The organism is Cupriavidus necator A5-1, from assembly GCF_000744095.1.
Lineage (GTDB): Bacteria > Pseudomonadota > Gammaproteobacteria > Burkholderiales > Burkholderiaceae > Cupriavidus > Cupriavidus necator_A.
The window spans coordinates 508,999-525,653 of sequence record NZ_JQLI01000001.1; the positions used below are offsets into that span (position 1 = coordinate 508,999).

General features: G+C 60.6%; 11 protein-coding genes and 2 pseudogenes. 10 read left to right on the forward strand and 3 right to left on the reverse strand.

The genetic code is table 11. The annotated features are described in order from the left end of the window. The first annotated feature begins 55 nt into the window (after positions 1 to 55). Both K307_RS02435 and K307_RS47320 read left to right on the forward strand, forming a co-directional pair. Positions 56 to 694: a response regulator transcription factor gene (locus K307_RS02435; RefSeq protein WP_042876091.1), complete on the forward strand. Its 639-nt coding sequence runs from the start codon at positions 56 to 58 to the stop codon at positions 692 to 694. A gap of 179 nt (positions 695 to 873) precedes the next feature. Then, a pseudogene (locus K307_RS47320) lies at positions 874 to 1,113 on the forward strand (plasmid pRiA4b ORF-3 family protein); the annotation flags it as partial. Between the two features lie 144 nt (positions 1,114 to 1,257). On the opposite strand, the gene K307_RS02440 reads toward K307_RS47320, so the two are convergent. Further along, positions 1,258 to 2,922, reverse strand: coding sequence for an ABC-F family ATP-binding cassette domain-containing protein (locus K307_RS02440; protein ID WP_042876093.1), 1,665 nt, complete (start codon positions 2,920 to 2,922; stop codon positions 1,258 to 1,260). 621 nt (positions 2,923 to 3,543) lie between these two features. On the opposite strand from K307_RS02440, the gene K307_RS45270 reads away from it, so the two are divergent. Beyond that, positions 3,544 to 3,870 (forward strand): fumarate hydratase, encoded by a 327-nt coding sequence (locus K307_RS45270; protein ID WP_419187097.1) that lies wholly within the window; start codon positions 3,544 to 3,546, stop codon positions 3,868 to 3,870. 603 nt (positions 3,871 to 4,473) lie between these two features. Here the strand turns inward: K307_RS45270 and K307_RS02450 are convergent. Then, entirely contained in the window at positions 4,474 to 5,322 is an 849-nt protein-coding gene (locus K307_RS02450) for a class I SAM-dependent methyltransferase (protein WP_042876094.1), read from the reverse strand. Between the two features lie 700 nt (positions 5,323 to 6,022). On the opposite strand from K307_RS02450, the gene K307_RS02455 reads away from it, so the two are divergent. From K307_RS02455 to K307_RS02465, 3 genes are all read left to right on the forward strand, one after another. After that, a complete protein-coding gene (locus tag K307_RS02455; RefSeq protein ID WP_042876096.1) occupies positions 6,023 to 7,762 on the forward strand; it encodes an IS1634 family transposase in 1,740 nt (579 codons plus the stop codon). Between the two features lie 185 nt (positions 7,763 to 7,947). After that, complete coding sequence (locus K307_RS02460) at positions 7,948 to 8,271, forward strand: type II toxin-antitoxin system RelE/ParE family toxin (protein ID WP_042876098.1); 324 nt, start codon at positions 7,948 to 7,950, stop codon at positions 8,269 to 8,271. Then, entirely contained in the window at positions 8,271 to 8,582 is a 312-nt protein-coding gene (locus K307_RS02465; RefSeq protein ID WP_042876100.1) for a DNA-binding protein, read from the forward strand. Before K307_RS02460 ends, K307_RS02465 begins: the two co-directional genes overlap by 1 nt. A gap of 1,350 nt (positions 8,583 to 9,932) precedes the next feature. Here the strand turns inward: K307_RS02465 and gabP are convergent. Continuing rightward, positions 9,933 to 11,382, reverse strand: a pseudogene (gabP, locus tag K307_RS02470) (GABA permease). A gap of 460 nt (positions 11,383 to 11,842) precedes the next feature. On the opposite strand from gabP, the gene K307_RS44080 reads away from it, so the two are divergent. From K307_RS44080 to K307_RS02490, 4 genes are read left to right on the forward strand one after another with little or no spacing between them, the layout of a single operon-like run. Beyond that, complete coding sequence (locus K307_RS44080; RefSeq protein ID WP_051974581.1) at positions 11,843 to 12,463, forward strand: GAF domain-containing protein; 621 nt, start codon at positions 11,843 to 11,845, stop codon at positions 12,461 to 12,463. Then, positions 12,460 to 13,416: a DMT family transporter gene (locus tag K307_RS02480; protein WP_051974582.1), complete on the forward strand. Its 957-nt coding sequence runs from the start codon at positions 12,460 to 12,462 to the stop codon at positions 13,414 to 13,416. The genes K307_RS44080 and K307_RS02480 overlap by 4 nt, the downstream gene beginning before the upstream one ends. A gap of 36 nt (positions 13,417 to 13,452) precedes the next feature. Beyond that, positions 13,453 to 15,063 carry an amidohydrolase family protein gene (locus tag K307_RS02485; RefSeq protein ID WP_042876102.1) on the forward strand — a complete coding sequence of 537 codons (1,611 nt, stop codon included), beginning with the start codon at positions 13,453 to 13,455 and terminating at the stop codon, positions 15,061 to 15,063. Then, entirely contained in the window at positions 15,063 to 16,082 is a 1,020-nt protein-coding gene (locus K307_RS02490; protein WP_051974583.1) for a CobW family GTP-binding protein, read from the forward strand. Before K307_RS02485 ends, K307_RS02490 begins: the two co-directional genes overlap by 1 nt. Positions 16,083 to 16,655: the final 573 nt, after the last annotated feature.

A 16,655-nucleotide genomic window follows, 5' to 3' on the forward strand; every position in this document is an offset into this window, starting at 1 on the left:
GCAGTGGCCGCACTGAAGGTGGTCGAGCAAGCTGACGTAAGAGGGAGAACGTTCTATGGAGCCGGTCAACGAAGTTGTGTGTGTAGTAGACGACGATGCAAGTATCCGGGAAGCGCTAACAAGCCTGCTGCACGCCTATGGCAAAAGCGTGCAGTCGTTCAACTCAGGGCAGGAGTTTCTGGAAGAAGCACCTTGGGACACATTGGCGTGCCTGATCCTCGATATGCGCATGCCGGGCATGAGCGGCCTGGAAGTCCAGGAACATGTCATTAATAACTCTCATGTTTCCATTGTTTTCATCACGGGGAGGAACGATGTGCCTTCCACGGTGCTGGCAATGAAGAGCGGGGCGGTCGATTTTCTGACGAAGCCCGTCAGCGAGGAGGCCTTGCTCCGGGCCGTTGACACCGCAATTGCCACGACGCAAACACAGCGCAGAGAGGCTGCGGAGGCTGCAGCGCTGCGGGCGCTTTACGAGACCCTGACACCAAGAGAGCAAGAGCTTCTACCTCTGCTTGTCGGGGGCATGTTGAACAAGCAGGCAGCTGATGTACTTGGGATCTCTGAGTACACCGTGCAGGTGCACCGTGGTCACATTATGAAGAAAATGAGAGCACCCTCATTTGCCACACTCGTCAGGCAAGCAAGCCGGCTGGAGCTGGAGACCACATCCACATCTAATCGCGGGTTTTGAAGCCAACAAACAGCGGTTTATTGGCCTCACGACACACTCCTGGCTCGTGCGTCGTGAGCGGTCATTGGCTTCAACCATGCACGCCGGCCTGGGTGTCAGGTGAATAGGAGACCGCGCCAAAACGGGGGCGAACTGCCCGAGTCCCGCCGTGAGCTCAATGAGCCACCTAGAATGCGCGGATGGCTTCCGCTCCTCGGCCTTCGAGATCCGTCCTTCAACTCCGAATCACGCTGCGCGGCTTGAGCCCGCCGGTCTGGCGACGTGTGCTCATCCCTGAGCACATCACGCTGGCCCAGCTTCACGAGGTCATCCAGGCAGCGATGGGCTGGACGGACGATCATCTGCACCAGTTCATGATTCGTGGCCAGCGCTACGGCGAATCCCGTGAGGGCGCTCTACAATTTTCCACCGCGGCAACCGCGTTGACGCTGAGCGCATTCGCGTTGCGCGAGCACGAAGCTTTCTTTTACGTGTACGACTCGAGGCGCTCGATGGCGACCTTTACGCTGAATCCTGTGAAGCTCACGCCTGCCCGTTGTCCCACCATTTCAGGGGATGACCTTCTACTCTGCGGCAGGCTGCTCACGCATGCGACGGGCTTCGTCGCGCAGGAACTGCTGGTAATCGTCCAGATCGCCGTCGAAGGGCTCGACGCCGCCCTTGGTGACCAGCCAAAACTCGTCACATACGGCGCGCAGCAGGGCTCGGTCGTGACTGACCAGCATCACTGTGCCTTCGAATTCGTTGAGCGCCATGCCTAGCGCTTCGCGTGTGGCCAGGTCGAGGTGGTTGGTAGGCTCGTCGAGCAGCAGCAGGTTGGGGCGCTGCCACACGATCATGCACAACACGAGCCGCGCCTTTTCGCCGCCGCTCATCGTGCTAACCGCCTGATGGACCATGTCGCCACTGAAGTTGAAGGTGCCGAGGAAGGTGCGAAGCGATTGTTCGGTGCCACTCTGGCCAGGGGCGCGCATGTGCGCCGGCGTGTCCTTGGCAAGGCGGATCATGTGTTCCATCGGCGTGTCGAGCGGGCGCAGCACGTCGAGTTCCTGCTGTGCGAAGTAGCCGATATTCAGCCCTTTGCCTTCGCTGATTTCGCCGGCAATCGGCGCCAGCGCGTGCGCCACCGTCTTCACCAGCGTGGACTTGCCTTGGCCGTTGGCACCGAGAATGCCGATGCGCTGCCCGGCCAGCACGGAACGGTTGATGCCCCGCACGATGACCGTGGGCGGCGTGCCCGGCAGTGCGCCGGTCGGCGCCGGGTAGCCGAAGCTCGCGTCCAGCATCGACAACAGCGGGTTCGGGACGTTGAGCGGCTCCTTGAACTCGAAGTTGAACTCTGCGTCGGCAAGCACCGGTGCGATCTTCTCCATGCGTTCGAGCGCCTTGACCCGGCTCTGCGCCTGCTTCGCCTTCGAGGCCTTGGCCTTGAAACGGTCGATGAATTTCTGCAGGTGGGCGATCTTGTCCGCCTGCTTGGCCATCGCGGCCTGCTGCAATACGAGTTGCTCAGCGCGCATGTCTTCGAATTTGCTGTAGTTGCCGCCATAACGCACGAGCTTGGCGTTGTCGACGTGCATCGTCACCTGCGTCACCGCGTCGAGGAATTCGCGGTCGTGGCTGATCACTACCAGGGTTCCTTGATAGCGCTTGAGCCAGGCTTCCAGCCAGACCAGCGCGTCGAGGTCGAGGTGATTGGTCGGCTCGTCGAGCAGCAGCAGGTCGGATGGGCACATGAGCGCGCGCGCAAGTTGCAGTCGCATGCGCCAACCGCCGGAGAAACTGTTAACCGGCTGGCTAAGCTGCGCAGCACTGAAGCCAAGGCCCAAGATTAGCGCTTGAGCACGTGCGGGGGCATCGTGTGCACCGGCGTCGTGCAGGGCCATGTAGGCGTGCGCCATGCGCATGCCGTCGTCGCTGGCCTCGGCGGCGGCTACTTCGACCTGCGCGGCCAACAGCACGGTGTCACCCTCGACTACGAAGTCGGTCGCGCTCTGCTCGGTCTCCGGCATCTCCTGCGCGACCTGGCCCATCTTCCACGCAGCGGGAATCGAGAACTCGCCACTATCTTCGTGCAGCGTCCCGTTGAGAAGGCCGAAGAAGGACGACTTGCCGGCGCCATTGCGGCCGACAAGACCAATCTTTTCGCCGGGGTTGAAGGTGACGGACGCGCGGTCGAGTACGACATTGACGCCGCGACGCAGCGTGACATTACGGACGGAAATCATAGGGAGCTACTTCGGAGGAGATTGGCATGATAGCCGACCGGACGTGCAGGGCTGTCTCTTTTCTGGCCGCACGCGTGAAGAGCCGCTTGCGCTTTGCGGCGCCCACCGGCCACAAAGCAAGGAGCCCCTGGCGCACCGGGCGTTCCGGCTGCGGGGCCAGCGAGCATAGCGGTGAATGATGGCTCCTGGCCGGGAAGCGACTTCCGTCAGCCGCAAAGCGGTCGGCTCTTGCCGGATGCCGCCGTCGCGTTTCCCGTCCACTCGGACAAGCAACGGGGTGCCTCAGCGAGCGGCGTTCGGATGAAGGTGACGCAGCAACGCGGGAGGAGGGGATAAGGCACGATAACGTTGCCTTATGGCGAATAATCGGGAGGCACGCTCCGATTCGTCGACGTCTTGCGTGCTTCCGAGATCGGGGGCACCGTCATCTCGGACTTCTCGCTCCCGGTTTCGCGCTGCCGCGCCAGTGCGGACTAAGCATTCCGGGCTGTCAGCTGATTAGGCCGGCTGCCATAAACGTCGCCACACAATGATGAGCCAGACCGCTATTAGGTGTGCCACCGCTGCGGTTATACTCCGCGCTTCGTGCTCGCACGCGAAGCTCAGGCAGCGAAGAAGCGCTTGCTAAAACTCCGCGCCGACACGAAGAAGGCAATCGACGCGGCGAAGCGCGAGGTTGCCCAGGCGGTGGAAGCCGCAAAGTCCGCGCTCCGCTTTGAAAAGCAAGCCGCAAAGGACAAGCTGGCGGCGAAGAAGACCAAGGCTGCGGGCGCCACGAAGGCAACGGGCAACAAAGCTGCAGCCACGAAGGCGGCGCCGAAGAAAGTGGCGCCCATTAGTAAGGCCGCGGCGAAAGCTGTCCCGAAGAAGGCCGCATTGAAATCCGCGACGAAGAAACGGAGTCCGGCGAAGAAAGTGGTTCCGACTGTAGCGACGCCTGAAGCGTGATCTTTTCCTCGGCTGGTACGGGACTTCGCCAACCGGTCGATTGATGCAAGATGGGCGCACCACTGGCGCCCAGAGCGGATCGACTGAGAAAGCCAAGGCCTACCGAGCTTGGCGATGAGGGTTTTCCCCTTCTTAGCTTTATCGGGCCTTTGGCTCATGCCTGGTTAGAGCAGCGGACTCTACTAGTTTGTGCGGAACCGCGACACTCCTCGGAGATTCCTTAGTTATCAACGGGTTGCGCGGTTCTGTATAAGCTAATGGACAGTCATTTTTCCACGGATTTTCCAGTTCGCCTGCAGAGCTATAGAACAGCGGCGGTGGAAAACTGTTCGCAAGTGGTCGCCTTCGGGTAACATCTCGCGCTCCACGCAAGGGCCGGAAGCTTAAGTGGTATAAGCCGTCGACTCATAATCGACTTCGCTCACACCTGCAAACTCGGTTCGGATGTACGCCGACTAACCACGAACGTCCATATCGGGCCGGCAAGCGATTTCGGTCAGTCGCGAGCGGTGGACTCTTGCGCCCGTTCCTGTCGTACAGTTTCGAGCATGAGGCGACGCGATTTGGACCCGTAGGCGACCTTCAGTCTCCAACGGGCGAAAACTATCTTGGCTTGGCGCCCGACCCGATGATAAGTTCAAGCTCGGTCTTGAAGCCTTCACCGACGTCGAACTGCTTTAGGCATTCATAAACATCGTTCCAGGCCCTCAATCTCGCCGCGACGTCGAGGTCCGCTATCACAGCCCGGTATGCCCCGGCGGCTTCCTGCATCAGTTGCAGAGCATCGGACGCGCTCGGCAAGACGAGCTGCGCTCGAACGTGCTGTGTTTTCACATCGCTAAGACCGCTGTCGTTCATCAGGCGTTCCATGACGCCATCGCCTCCCAGTGCGAAGATTCCAGGTTGTCCGGGCGCGGGAGGGGACTTGCCCGCGTGGCGCAGAAGGATCGCCATCGGCTGGGCCATAAAGGGATTGTTGGCCGGCGTCGTGAAGACCAGTGCCGCGAAACGCGCGCCAGGCTTGAGTGCGCGTCGGACAGCTTCCAATGCCTCACTCGGTGACGGGAAAAGCATCAATCCCAATCGGCACATCGCCGCGTCGAACGGGGCCAGTGTCTCGTCCAATTCGTCTGCCGCGCATTCCAGCGTTTCGATATTCTGAAGACCGGCACGAGCGGCATTTCGGCGGACATGCTCCAGCATGGTGCCCGATATATCACTGGCGACCACTTCGCCGCCGGCACCCACTCGCATCGCTGCCTGGATGCTCTGGCTGCCGGCACCGCAGGCCAGATCGAGAACGCGCATGCCCGGCCGGATACCGGCCATATCGATGAGCGTGTCCGTGGCGCCCGAAAGATTGGTGGCGAACACGTGCTCCCACTTCGCCCAGCCGGGTGCTGCCGACTCCCACGTATTGCGAAGATTGGATTTCACTCTGCTGTCGGCCATCTGGAGACTCCCTCAGGACCCGCCGCCTATACAGGAGCATTGTATTGCGCAAGCGATGCGTGTGGGCCCCGTCATGCAGCGCCCGTAAGTTGGCGGTTTCCACGCAGAAGGCTTATGTTCTGCGCACATTTTGGAGGCTGCGCGAGTGAGTGACCGCCTTTCTGAAAGAAATCAACGGTTGAGTGGCAGTTTGATCGGGTCCGCCCTATGACCGAAACTGGGGCCGGAGGCCGACGTCTGAACGTCCGACCGACGGTACGAGTGAATGACGCTTCATGGCCGGCTACCGCCGTTGCACGCCACGCTGTCCGTCGCAAGGCATGGGCGGGGAGAAGAGCGTGACCCGGGTGCATGGCAAACGGCCGATAACGCACCCTTACTTGACGTCATTGGCGCGGAGTACCTGATTCACAACGCCCCGGAAGTGGGGCGAGCAGCCTCCGATGCGCGGTACCGAAGCTGCGAGGTCGACCTAGTGTCGCCCAACGGGCGGTGCTGACTGGAAGCCCTCTGTCACGTTGGTGAGCGACGGCTACGCGGCGTCCTGACTAGCCCGAAGTTTGAGGGCCCGAAATGCAGCTAAGCAAGAGATGGCGCGCCTTTGCGCCATTTTTTGCGTCCTATTTGTTCCCATGTAAATCGTTCAATGTTTGGTGAGATTTGCCTTGAGTTGCGGGCCTCGTTGACTATGCTTTAGCCCATGTATATCGAGACCGTCCCCAATCGAAACTCCCCGCCCGCGATCCTTCTGCGTGAGGGCTATCGTGAGGGCGGCAAGGTCGTCAAACGCACCCTCGCCAATCTGTCGCACTGGGATCCGCAACTCATCGAACACTTCCGCATCTTGCTCAAGGGCGGCATCGCCGTTGCGTCAACCCAGGCGCTGATGAGCATCGAGCGGTCGCTGCCACATGGCCATGTGGCCGCCGTGCTGGGCATCGCCCGGCGCTGCGGCCTGGCCAAGCTGCTTGACCCGGCGCCCGCCCCGGTGCGCTCACTGGTGCTGGCCTTGGTGGTGGCGCGCGTGTTGGCGCCGGGCTCCAAGCTCGCCACCTGGCGCATGTTGCAGCCGGAGTCTGCAACCCATTCGCTGTCGCAGGTGCTGGGACTCGGCGCGTTCGAGGCCGAGCGGCTCTACGCCGCGCTGGACTGGCTCGGCGAGGCGCAGCCGCGCATCGAGCGCAGCCTGGCCCGCCAGCATCTGAGCGACGGCGTGCTGGTGCTCTATGACCTCACCTCGACGTGGGTCACCGGCCGGCACTGCGCGCTTGCCCGCTACGGCTACTCGCGCGACGGCAAGCGCGATGACCCGCAGATCGTGTTTGGCTTGCTGTGCGCCGCCGATGGCTGCCCGGTGGCGGTCGAGGTGTTTGCCGGCAACACCGCCGATCCGGCCACGCTGGCGGCGCAGATTAGCAAGCTCAAGGAGCGCTTTGGCCTGTCTCAGGTGGTGTGGGTGGGCGATCGCGGCATGATTACCGCTGCGCGAATCGAGCAGGTGCTGCGCCCGGCCGGCATGAGCTGGATCACCGCCCTGCGCTCGCCGCAGATCGCCGAGTTGATCGAGGAGCGCGGCCCTTGGCAGCCCTCGCTGTTCGACGAGCGCGGCCTGATCGCATTGGACAGCGCGCGCTATCCGGGCGAGCGGCTGCTGGTCTGCCGCAACCCGGCGTTGGCCGAGGAGCGCGCCAGAAAGCGCGCCGAGCTGCTGGCGGCCACCGAAGTAGAGCTGGCCGCGATCGCGCAGGCCACCGAGCGCACCCGCAATCGCCTGCGCGGCCAAGACAAGATTGGCTTGCGCGTGGGTCGCGTGATCGAGCGCTATCGGATGGCCAAGCACTTTGAGCTGGTCATCACCGAGACGAGCTTTACGTTCACCCGCAAGCAAGAGCAGATCGATGCCGAGACCGCTCTCGATGGACTCTACGTACTGCGGACCAATGTGCCGAGTGAACGGCTATCCGACACCCAGACGGTCCTAGCCTACAAGAGCCTGGCGCAGGTCGAGCGCGCCTTCCGCTCGATGAAGACGGTCGATCTGCAGGTGCGTCCGATCTATCACTTCAGCGAGTCGCGCGTGCGCGCGCACGTGTTTCTATGCATGCTGGCCTACTACGTCGAGTGGCATCTGCGCCAAGCGCTTAAGCCGCTGCTCCATGACGATGAGGACCTGGCAACGCTGCGTGATCAACGTGCCAATCCGGTCATGCCGACGCCGCGCTCGGAGGGGGCTGACGCCAAAGCCGCGCGCCACCGGACCGACGACGACCTGCCCGTGGATAGCCTGCAGACGCTGCTGCAGGACCTCGCCACGTTGACCTATAACGTCACCTCGACCTCGGTCAACCCACAGACCAAGATCGTCATCACGACCCGTCCCACGCCGTTGCAGCGCAAAGCCTTTGCGCTGCTCGGCATCGACCCCGGCTGTTCCCAGTAGCCAACCCCGTGCCGCTTGGAAATCTCTCGGCGCTTCAACAGGTTAGCTTGGTCTCCGAGTCAAACTTCGGACTAGCCTAGTGCGCCCATATAATGTGCAGTGAAGTCAACACGTCACGGCGCGCATCCGCAGTCGAAGAAGCCGAGCAGTCTTGACCCGTTTTCGTTTTTAGACGAAAATTGGCTATGTATGAGATTCGACACTACCTGACTTCGGATCAGCGCGACCTGTTCGACGAGTGGTTGCGCAGCCTGAAAGACAGCACGGCTAAGGTCTCCGTCGTTCGGCGATTGAACCGAGCCGAGCAAGGTAACTTTGGCGATCACAAGTTTTGCAGGGATGGCGTTTGGGAGTTGCGGGTCGACGTGGGCGCCGGCTATCGGGTGTATTACGGCATCGCGAATCGGCAGGTCGTTCTGCTGTTATGCGGTGGCGATAAGCGCACGCAGAGCGCTGACATTGACCGTGCTTGCACGTATTGGCAAGACTGGCAACGGAGGGCTAACTAATGAAAGACCGACACCACGATGACGCGATGGCCGAAATGTTCCGCGAGGATCCGGCCTTTGCCCTGGAGACAATCAACGCCATTCTCGAGGATGGCGATCAAGCCGAACTGATGATCACGCTTCGCCAGCTGACCAAGGCGTTCGGCGGTGTCCAGGCTGTGGCTGAGCAGGCTCACCTGAATCCGACTCAGCTCTATCGCACGCTGTCCCCAACTGGAAATCCCGTACTGAGCAACCTATCGGCGATTCTCAAAGCGATGGGAATGCGTTTGGCGGTCCGTCCAGCGCATGGCGAGCCGGCTCATTCATAAAGGTTCAGTTGCTCTTGTCAGGTGCCCTCAACTGAGGGCAAGCCAAGCTGGTTTAGAAGGCGCGTATTGACATAACGCCCGTAGGGCGATTTTTTGCTTTTGGCTGGCAGTGTTATGTTTGACGGGGCGAGAAGGGCAGGGTGCGGGCGCCGCCGGCACCTCAACTGGTCCTCGATGCGCAGGCGCTGGAATCGGAAATAAAGTCGAAATGGGCGGAGGCATACATGGCATTGCACGCCCAGACTTCTTCGCCGTTCTTATAGAAAGTGACCCACTTGCCGTCGCTGACGCAATGAGCGCCAGGGAAGGCTTCGTCATGGCCATTCGAAACGTCCAGAGGAAAGGGCGCGTGCGGCGTGGCCCAGTAGGGGCCGCTCGGTAGGGGCACAATTGTCTTTGGCATGCTCATCAGCCCAGTGTGGTGTCACAGAAGGCGAGGTCCGGCCTCGCTACAGCGAAACGACGGCGGTGTCAATCGTACAACGACGTAGCGCCGTCTTGTGGCATCTTCGTGTAGTCTAGCCACCAAATCACCTCCTGCTATCCGGTGCGATTTCCCCCGGCAAGTATATCTGCGCAGCGCTGCCGGGGCTGACGTAGCCGGCACTGATGAGGAAGCCGCGACAATGATGTTGATCCGCTGCGAGACAATGCACGACCGTCTGCAGAATCGGCAAAGTTCGGCTACGGATGCTGACGAGCGGCCACGCGCTCGTTGTCGAGAGTCTTGAACTCGGCGAACGCTCGATCTAGCCGCCAGTTAACCGCTGCCTGTGTAGCGCTACTGGGCTGTCCGTTCCCGGTGGCCCGAGCATTTTGGGCTTGCTTCGTCGGCGATGTGATGACCTGAACTCGCGCGCCGCGTAGGAGAGTACCGAGCGCTTTGCTGCCACCTCGGGAAAAGGTCTCTTGCAGGCTCTGCGAGCGCCATGAAAACAGAGCGGCTGAATGTACCAAACCGAAAGTTTCATGATCATGAAATTACGAAAAGTGGCGGCTACCGAATGGTGCAATGAATTGGGCCGCAAAGAGGTTGGCCAACACCCGAGACGCAAGCCCAGAGGACGATGACTGGCCATTCTGCTCAGGGCACGAACTATTTGACAGTCCACAGCCGTACTGCGGCCCAAGCTATTGCACCTTGAATCTCTTCCGGAATAGTGCTCGTCAAGCTGGAATGGAAGCGACCGAAGGTGCGTACCGGCAAGCGTACCGGGGGGTGGTGGAAGCTGAGCGTCGCGCTCAACACGGGCTCCCTTGGTCTCAGTCCACCGCTGCAATTTCGATGTCTCTATTGAAGCGGGGCAGGCGTACTTCGGTCCCGGTCCGACCGTCTGTACCCGACCCTTCTCAGCCCCCGGGCGTGGTCGACCCAATGGCTGCAATCACGTCCTTCCCGGACATTCCGGTGGCATCCAACCTTACGACAGAGTCACCACCGTTTTGTCGACGACAGCGGGTATTACGCCACAATCCTGCCGCGACTACGAAGGCCGCCAGTACACCGGTGGCACCGACTTCCAAGCGATGCTCCGGCCGGAAAATCATCAGCACCAGGACCGCACAGATGAAGATAATCACGGCCCAGGTCAGCCAGGGGAATCCCCACATTCGGAATTCAGGAATTCTACCGAGCCGTGACGATTGATGGCGCATGCGCAGTTGCGATACAGCGACAACGAGGTACACGAGCAACGCGATGGTACCGGAAGAGGCCATTAGCGCAGCGAAGACGCGCTCGGGAACGATGTAGTTAGCAATGACTGCTAGAAAGCCAATCGCCGTTGAACCGAGCACGGCGCAGATTGGCGTTCCTTTCGCATTGGTTCGTCCTGCGTAAGCCGGTGCGTCACCACGGCTAGCCAAAGAAAAGAGCATTCTGGATGCGGTATAGAGCGCCGTTCAAGCAGCTCGCAACCGAGACCAGCACAATCGCGTCGACAAGGACCTTGGCGTAAGGGACACCAATCAGTTCCAGCGCGCGTTGGTAAGACCCATGGGAAGGCAGAAGCGGATCCCGCCATGGAACGAGCGAGACGACGATGAAGATCGATCCTAGATAGAAGATGCAGATTCGCCAGATAACCGAATTGGTGGCTCTGATGATCTGACGCTTTGCATCCGGCGATTCTGCCGCCGCAATGGTCACCACTTCGGTGCCGACGAAGCTGAACATCGTGGTGAGCATTGCGGCGAAGACAGCGCCCATGCCGTTGGGCAAGAGCCCTCCCTTGGCATTCAGTTGAGAGACACCGGTGACCCCGCTATGGGGGAGCATGCCCAGAACGGCTGCCCCGCCGACCGCCAGGAAGGCGATGATGGCAACGACCTTCAGCAAGGATAGCCAGAACTCAAACTCTCCATAGTTACGCACACTGGCTAGGTTGGCCAAGGTGAGCAGGAGCGTAATGGCGAGTGCGTAGATCCACATCGCCACGTCCGGGAACCATGAATGCAGGATGGTAGCCGCAGCATTTGCCTCAAGTGGGATAACCAAGACCCAAAACCACCAGTACAGCCATCCGATACTGAAGCCGGCCCAGCGACCAATCGCGCGATCGGCGTAGGTAGAGAACGATCCCGTATCCGGCGACGCGGCCGCCATTTCACCGAGCATGCGCATTACCAGCAGGACTAACAGCCCGGCAAATACATAGGCTAGCAGCGCAGCGGGACCGGCTGCAGCGATCGCATGGCCTGAGCCGACGAAGAGGCCTGCCCCAATCACTCCTCCTATTGACAACATGGTGATATGGCGCTGCTTGAGGCCATGTGCGAGGGTGTGCCCTGAAATGCTCATTCGGTCTCCTTGCTTATTCTGTAGGTTCGTCCGGTCCCTGGTTCTGAAAAGAAAGACAGGGGTGGGCGGTATGCGGGGCTTGCTCGGAACGTGAGGTCGAAACCTTGTCGGCGCGGCGCCCAGAAAAATCTGGCGGCACTGCCATAACCAGGGCCGCCAGTCCACCAAGTTTCACGGTCCGAGACGCCTCCTCGATACCGTGCGCTTACCAGGCATTGCGGTGAAAGGACTGGCGCCGATACTACGGCGCGGACCACGAGCTGGCATCGCAGCATTAGCAGGAAAGATCGTGGCGAACCTTCTACGGAATAGACGGCGTACGTGCGGAGTGTGAAAGGTGAGTTGGCCCGCTTCCTACCATTTCGAGCAGGATCTCGACTCCAGTTCCTACATTTCGTCGGATGAGATTCGAATATGGCGAGCCTATTCTCGATGGCACAACGATATGAGGAGCCCTGTCATGAATCGCCGTCTGTTTACCGTCGCGACCGCCTTGGGTGCCCTGGCAACAGCGGCTAGAGCTGATGACCCTCGAGCCACGCCGAGCATTGCAAGTGGTGAGGAAAGCACGAGCCGGCTTGATCGGGCCGCCAACGCCATTCGAGGTGCCGATTCGGTGCAGTCCGCACTAGCTGCGTGGATGGAGATAGCTGGCGAGATGCTCCCTATCGTGCAGATGACGGCGCTGGTCGCAAAAGGGCCGGCAACAGGCGAGGCCGCGAACGGCAGCGCGGGCGATGTCCGCAGGATCTTTTCCACGGTACCCAGCGCCTATTCGGTAGGGGGCTGGAAGCATCTCTCCGGCAGTGAGTGGGCGAGCCATGTCCTGCAACAGCAAAAGGTGTTGGTCGCCTCAGGTGATGGTGCGTTGGCACGCTACTTTCCTGATCATGCGCTGCTTTGGTCGTTGGGTACGCGCTCCCTCCTCAACTTCCCCGTGGTCGTGTGCCGCCGGACGGTGGGAGCCTTTGCATTGCTGTGCGGGCAAGAGAAAATCAGTGAGGAGGCAGTCGCCGCTGTCCAGAAGTTGGTGCCATGTGCTGCCGCCGTGTTCGTCGTTGCAGGGAACAGCGCTGCATGAGTCCGGACGCCGCAAATCAGTTGCTAGAGCAGGACGCGGGCGATGGCAAGACGACAAGCCGCAGCGGCCAGGAGATGCCAAACCGAAGGGCCGTGGCTATCGCACTCGCCGTCATGGCGCTGCTGATCTGGAGCACACTGGCGGTATCAGTGGTTAGCCTTTCTGATCTTTCTCCATTGCTCACAACGGGAGTGGGACTGGCAGGCGGAGGGCTGATATGCCTCCCTTGGTTTTCCTGGAAAACGGTGAAACTGCGCCCTGTGCTGGTGGGCACCGCGGCGATGCTGGGTTACCACGCGCTGTATTTTCTAAGCCTGAAGACCGCGGATCCTGTCGCGGCAAACTTGCTGCACTATCTCTGGCCCCTCTTCATCATACTAATGTCGCCGCTGATGTTGCGAGATCATAGTCTGAAGGGTCGACATCTGGTAGCCGGAATCCTCGGATTCGCCGGCGCCGCCATTTGCCTGGGCGCTGTTCCATCGGTGAGTACTTCGGCATGGATGGGATTTGCCCTGGCTCTTTTGTCAGCCGCGATCTGGGCCTACTACTCGGTATGGGCGCGGCGCTTCCCAGAAGTGCCAACCGCAACTGTGTCGCTCTATTGCCTCGTTGCCGGGGTGGTATCGCTGGCGGCCTACTTTGTCCTGAATGCAGGCACGTCGGGAGCATCGCAGGGCTTGGGAGGCATGCTGTCATCTCCTACGCTGAAACAGTGGTTGACGCTTGGCTACCTGTCACTTGGTCCGCTCGGCGGTGCCTTCTACCTTTGGGACTATGCGATGAAAAAGGGGAATCCCCAGGAAATCGCTGTGATGGCGTACGCCGTGCCGATCGCTTCGACGTTCTTTGTCAGCCTGTTCTTTGGGCGCGGCGTCGACGCGGCCACGATCGCCGGTGCTGTGCTGGTGACGCTTGCAGTTGCCGTGGGGAATCGCGCGCGATTGCGGTGACGGCATTGAAAATTTCTTACCTAGGTAGTACATCAAATGGACAACGCATCGAACGCGAACACCAACGCAGCCACGATCGAGATAGGGGAAGAGATCGTCGCCGGATTCGCCAAATATAAGCTTCCAGGCGTTACGGCGGCATCCGGCCGTGACTGCGGAGAAGGGCCCTACGGCAGGCTGATCTTACGCGGCGCAACACTGATCGATGGTACCGGTGCCCCACCGTGGGGACTGGTCGATATCGTTGTGGAAGGCAACCGCATTGTCGACATTGTCAGCGTTGGTTACCCTGGCCTGGCGATCCAGCCAGAACGTCGGCCTGGGCATGGTGACGCGGAAATTGACTGCGAAGGCAAGTTTGTCACCCCGGGATTCGTTGACAGTCACGCACACGTTGGGGCACCTTTCCACGCAGCCAGTGGCGAAATGCCGGGCGCGGACTATGTTTATAAACTGTGGCTGGCACACGGTGTGACCACGGTCCGGGAAACCGGTTGCTTCAACGGGCTGGCCTGGACGTTGCAGCAAAAGCGCGCCTCGTCCTCGCATGCTATCGCTGCCCCTCATCTCTATGCGTACGCGTACTTCCCCGCCATCAACGACTATCTAAAGACAATCCATACGTCGGCCGCCGCCCGCGATTGGGTTCGTCGGCTTGCCGAGAAGGGGGCCGACGGCATCAAATTCTTCGGCGCGCCGCCGGCGGTCATGGAAGCGGCGCTCGACGAAGCCAGGCTCACAGGGCTGCGGACCTGCTGCCACCATGCAACGCTGGCCGTGAGCCGAATGAATGCACTAACCACTGCCAGGTGGGGGCTCTCGAGTTCGGAGCATTTCTATGGGCTGGCAGAGGCGCTGTTCGATGACAGGACCATCCAGTCTTTCCCGTCCGCTTATCACTACAACGACGAGTATCTGCGATTCTCGACTTCAGGCACCACCTTTCTGCAAGCCGCGCAACCCGGTAGCCAAAAGTGGCTTGATGTCCTGGACGCGTTCATCGAAGCTGGCCATACCTTTGTGCCGACGCTCAATGTCTATGACGCGAACCGTGACCTGATGCGCACGCGCCGCGCCGACTGGCACGAGCGCTATACGGACCCGACCCTGATGCGGTACTTTGAGCCACATCGGGGCGGGCACGGCTCCTATTGGTACCGGTGGAGTACCCAGAACGAAGTCGAGTGGCGGGAAACGTTCCGGATCTGGATGCACTTCCTGCGGGACTACAAAAATCGAGGTGGACGGGTATGTGCCGGCAGCGATTCCGGCTTCATGTACCAGGTCTACGGCTTCGGCTTCGTGCGCGAACTGGAACTCCTGCAGGAAGCGGGATTCACCCCACTGGAGGTGCTGCGGGCCGCGACAAACCACGGCGCGGCGCTGATGGGCCTCGAAGAGGAGACTGGCACAGTAGAGGTTGGAAAGCGAGCAGATTTGCTTGTGCACGACTGCAATCCGCTTGATGACTTCAAACTCCTCTACGGCACAGGCGCCTTGCGGCTGGACGAAGAGAAACAGCGCGGTACCTGGCAACGAAGCTTGCGCTATACGATCAAGGATGGCATGGTCTTCGACGCCATGGAATTGTTGGAAGATGTCGAGGCGATGGTTGCCCGGTGCAAGGCCGAGCACCTCGAGGCGTAATGGAAGTCCCACGCGACTTTTTCGTCTTGTCAGGGTTCCTGGGCAGCGGCAAGACTACACTGCTCACCGGCTTTCTTGCTATGGAGGACGACGGTCAGACTGCCGTGATCGTCAATGACGTAGGCCAGGTCAATATCGACGGCGCCCTGATTGCGGTACAGAGCGGGGTGCCAATGACCACCCTCAGCAACGGATGCGTGTGTTGCAGCCTGACGAACGATCTCCCATACACCATCGAGGCGCTGATTGTGGAGCGGCAACGCGCCGGCGGCGCTCCATTTACCAAAGTTATTCTCGAATGCAGCGGCCTGTCGGAGCCCGGCGGCGTACTGCGTAGCCTGGGCCCGCTGGCGGCCCTCGGTATGCGAGTACGAGTCATAACGACCTACGGCTGTGACCGGCCTGTCAGGGACGACGACTTCGCCCTCGCAGCCAACCAACTCTGTGCCGCGCATGTTATTGTTCTCACGCGCCTTGATCTGGCAACAATGGAACAGATCTCCGAGGCCGTGGCATTCGTGCAAGAGTTGGGGCCGATGGCCAGCCTGGTTATGGAGCGTGGTCGCGGGGAGCGATCAAAAGCCGCCTTTGCGACTGAGAATGTTGGCCTGCCATCTCCCGGGCGTTCCGAACGCCTCATTGAACTCAGAGGCAACGGGCACCCGCGAATTGGCGTTTTCGCGATCCAGTGGGATGAAAGGATCGACTGGCCGACACTCGCGGCGTGGCTCGAAAACGCTGCCGGTTACCTCGATAGCAGGCTTCTTCGCGTCAAGGGCCTGGTGCTGCTGACTGGGGCCGATGAGCCCATACTGATACAAGGCGTGGGCCAACACTTCGATACGCCTCGTCGTGTGCCCAGCCAGGAATCGGGGTCAAGTCTGGTTGTTCTCTCCCGTGACACGGATCTTGCCGAGATCGAAGCAATCCAGCCTTGCTTGCCGGTCGCGCGGTACTTCATGCTGCAGTCACCTGGTGCCGTGAACAAGGTCCGATTGGCTCGCCCATCCTTGGCCTAGCCGTGGCGCTGGCGCAGCTCCACGGTGAGAATGCAATCAAGCGGAGTTTGCGCGATTCCCTGGCCAGTCGGTTCCTACCTACAGTATGGCAAGCTTCTTACGAGTAAAGTAAGCAACGTGCGCAGCGCCACCGCAGGTTGCAACGCGCCTTGAGCCTCGAACAGCCCCACGGTGATACCTCGCCATCTCCAGGCGGGTAGGGCGCGCGTGGCCGGGCGCCAAAATCGCTGTCCGCCTGAACAGGGCCGAAAACTTCTCCTCCGTACTTAGCCAACTCCAGGAAGTGGTCGTAGCTTGCCTCGTCTCGCCGGCACATCATGCCACCTCCTGTTCTCGGGTCAGTATTCGTATCGAGCATTACTACGCACAGCCGGCAGCACCTGTCGGGCCGAGCTCTCAACCAACGAGTGGGTGCCTTCCATGCGAATACCCCCCTGGGTCATCGAAAGCACGCGCTTTCAAGGTGGCTTTCGTTTGGCACCCTCATCTGCGATGACAGTCGCGAAACTCACGCCTACCAGCCCCGATTGCTGCTTCAGATGTCGCCAGTCGATCCGCTTGTCCGCGGTTCGG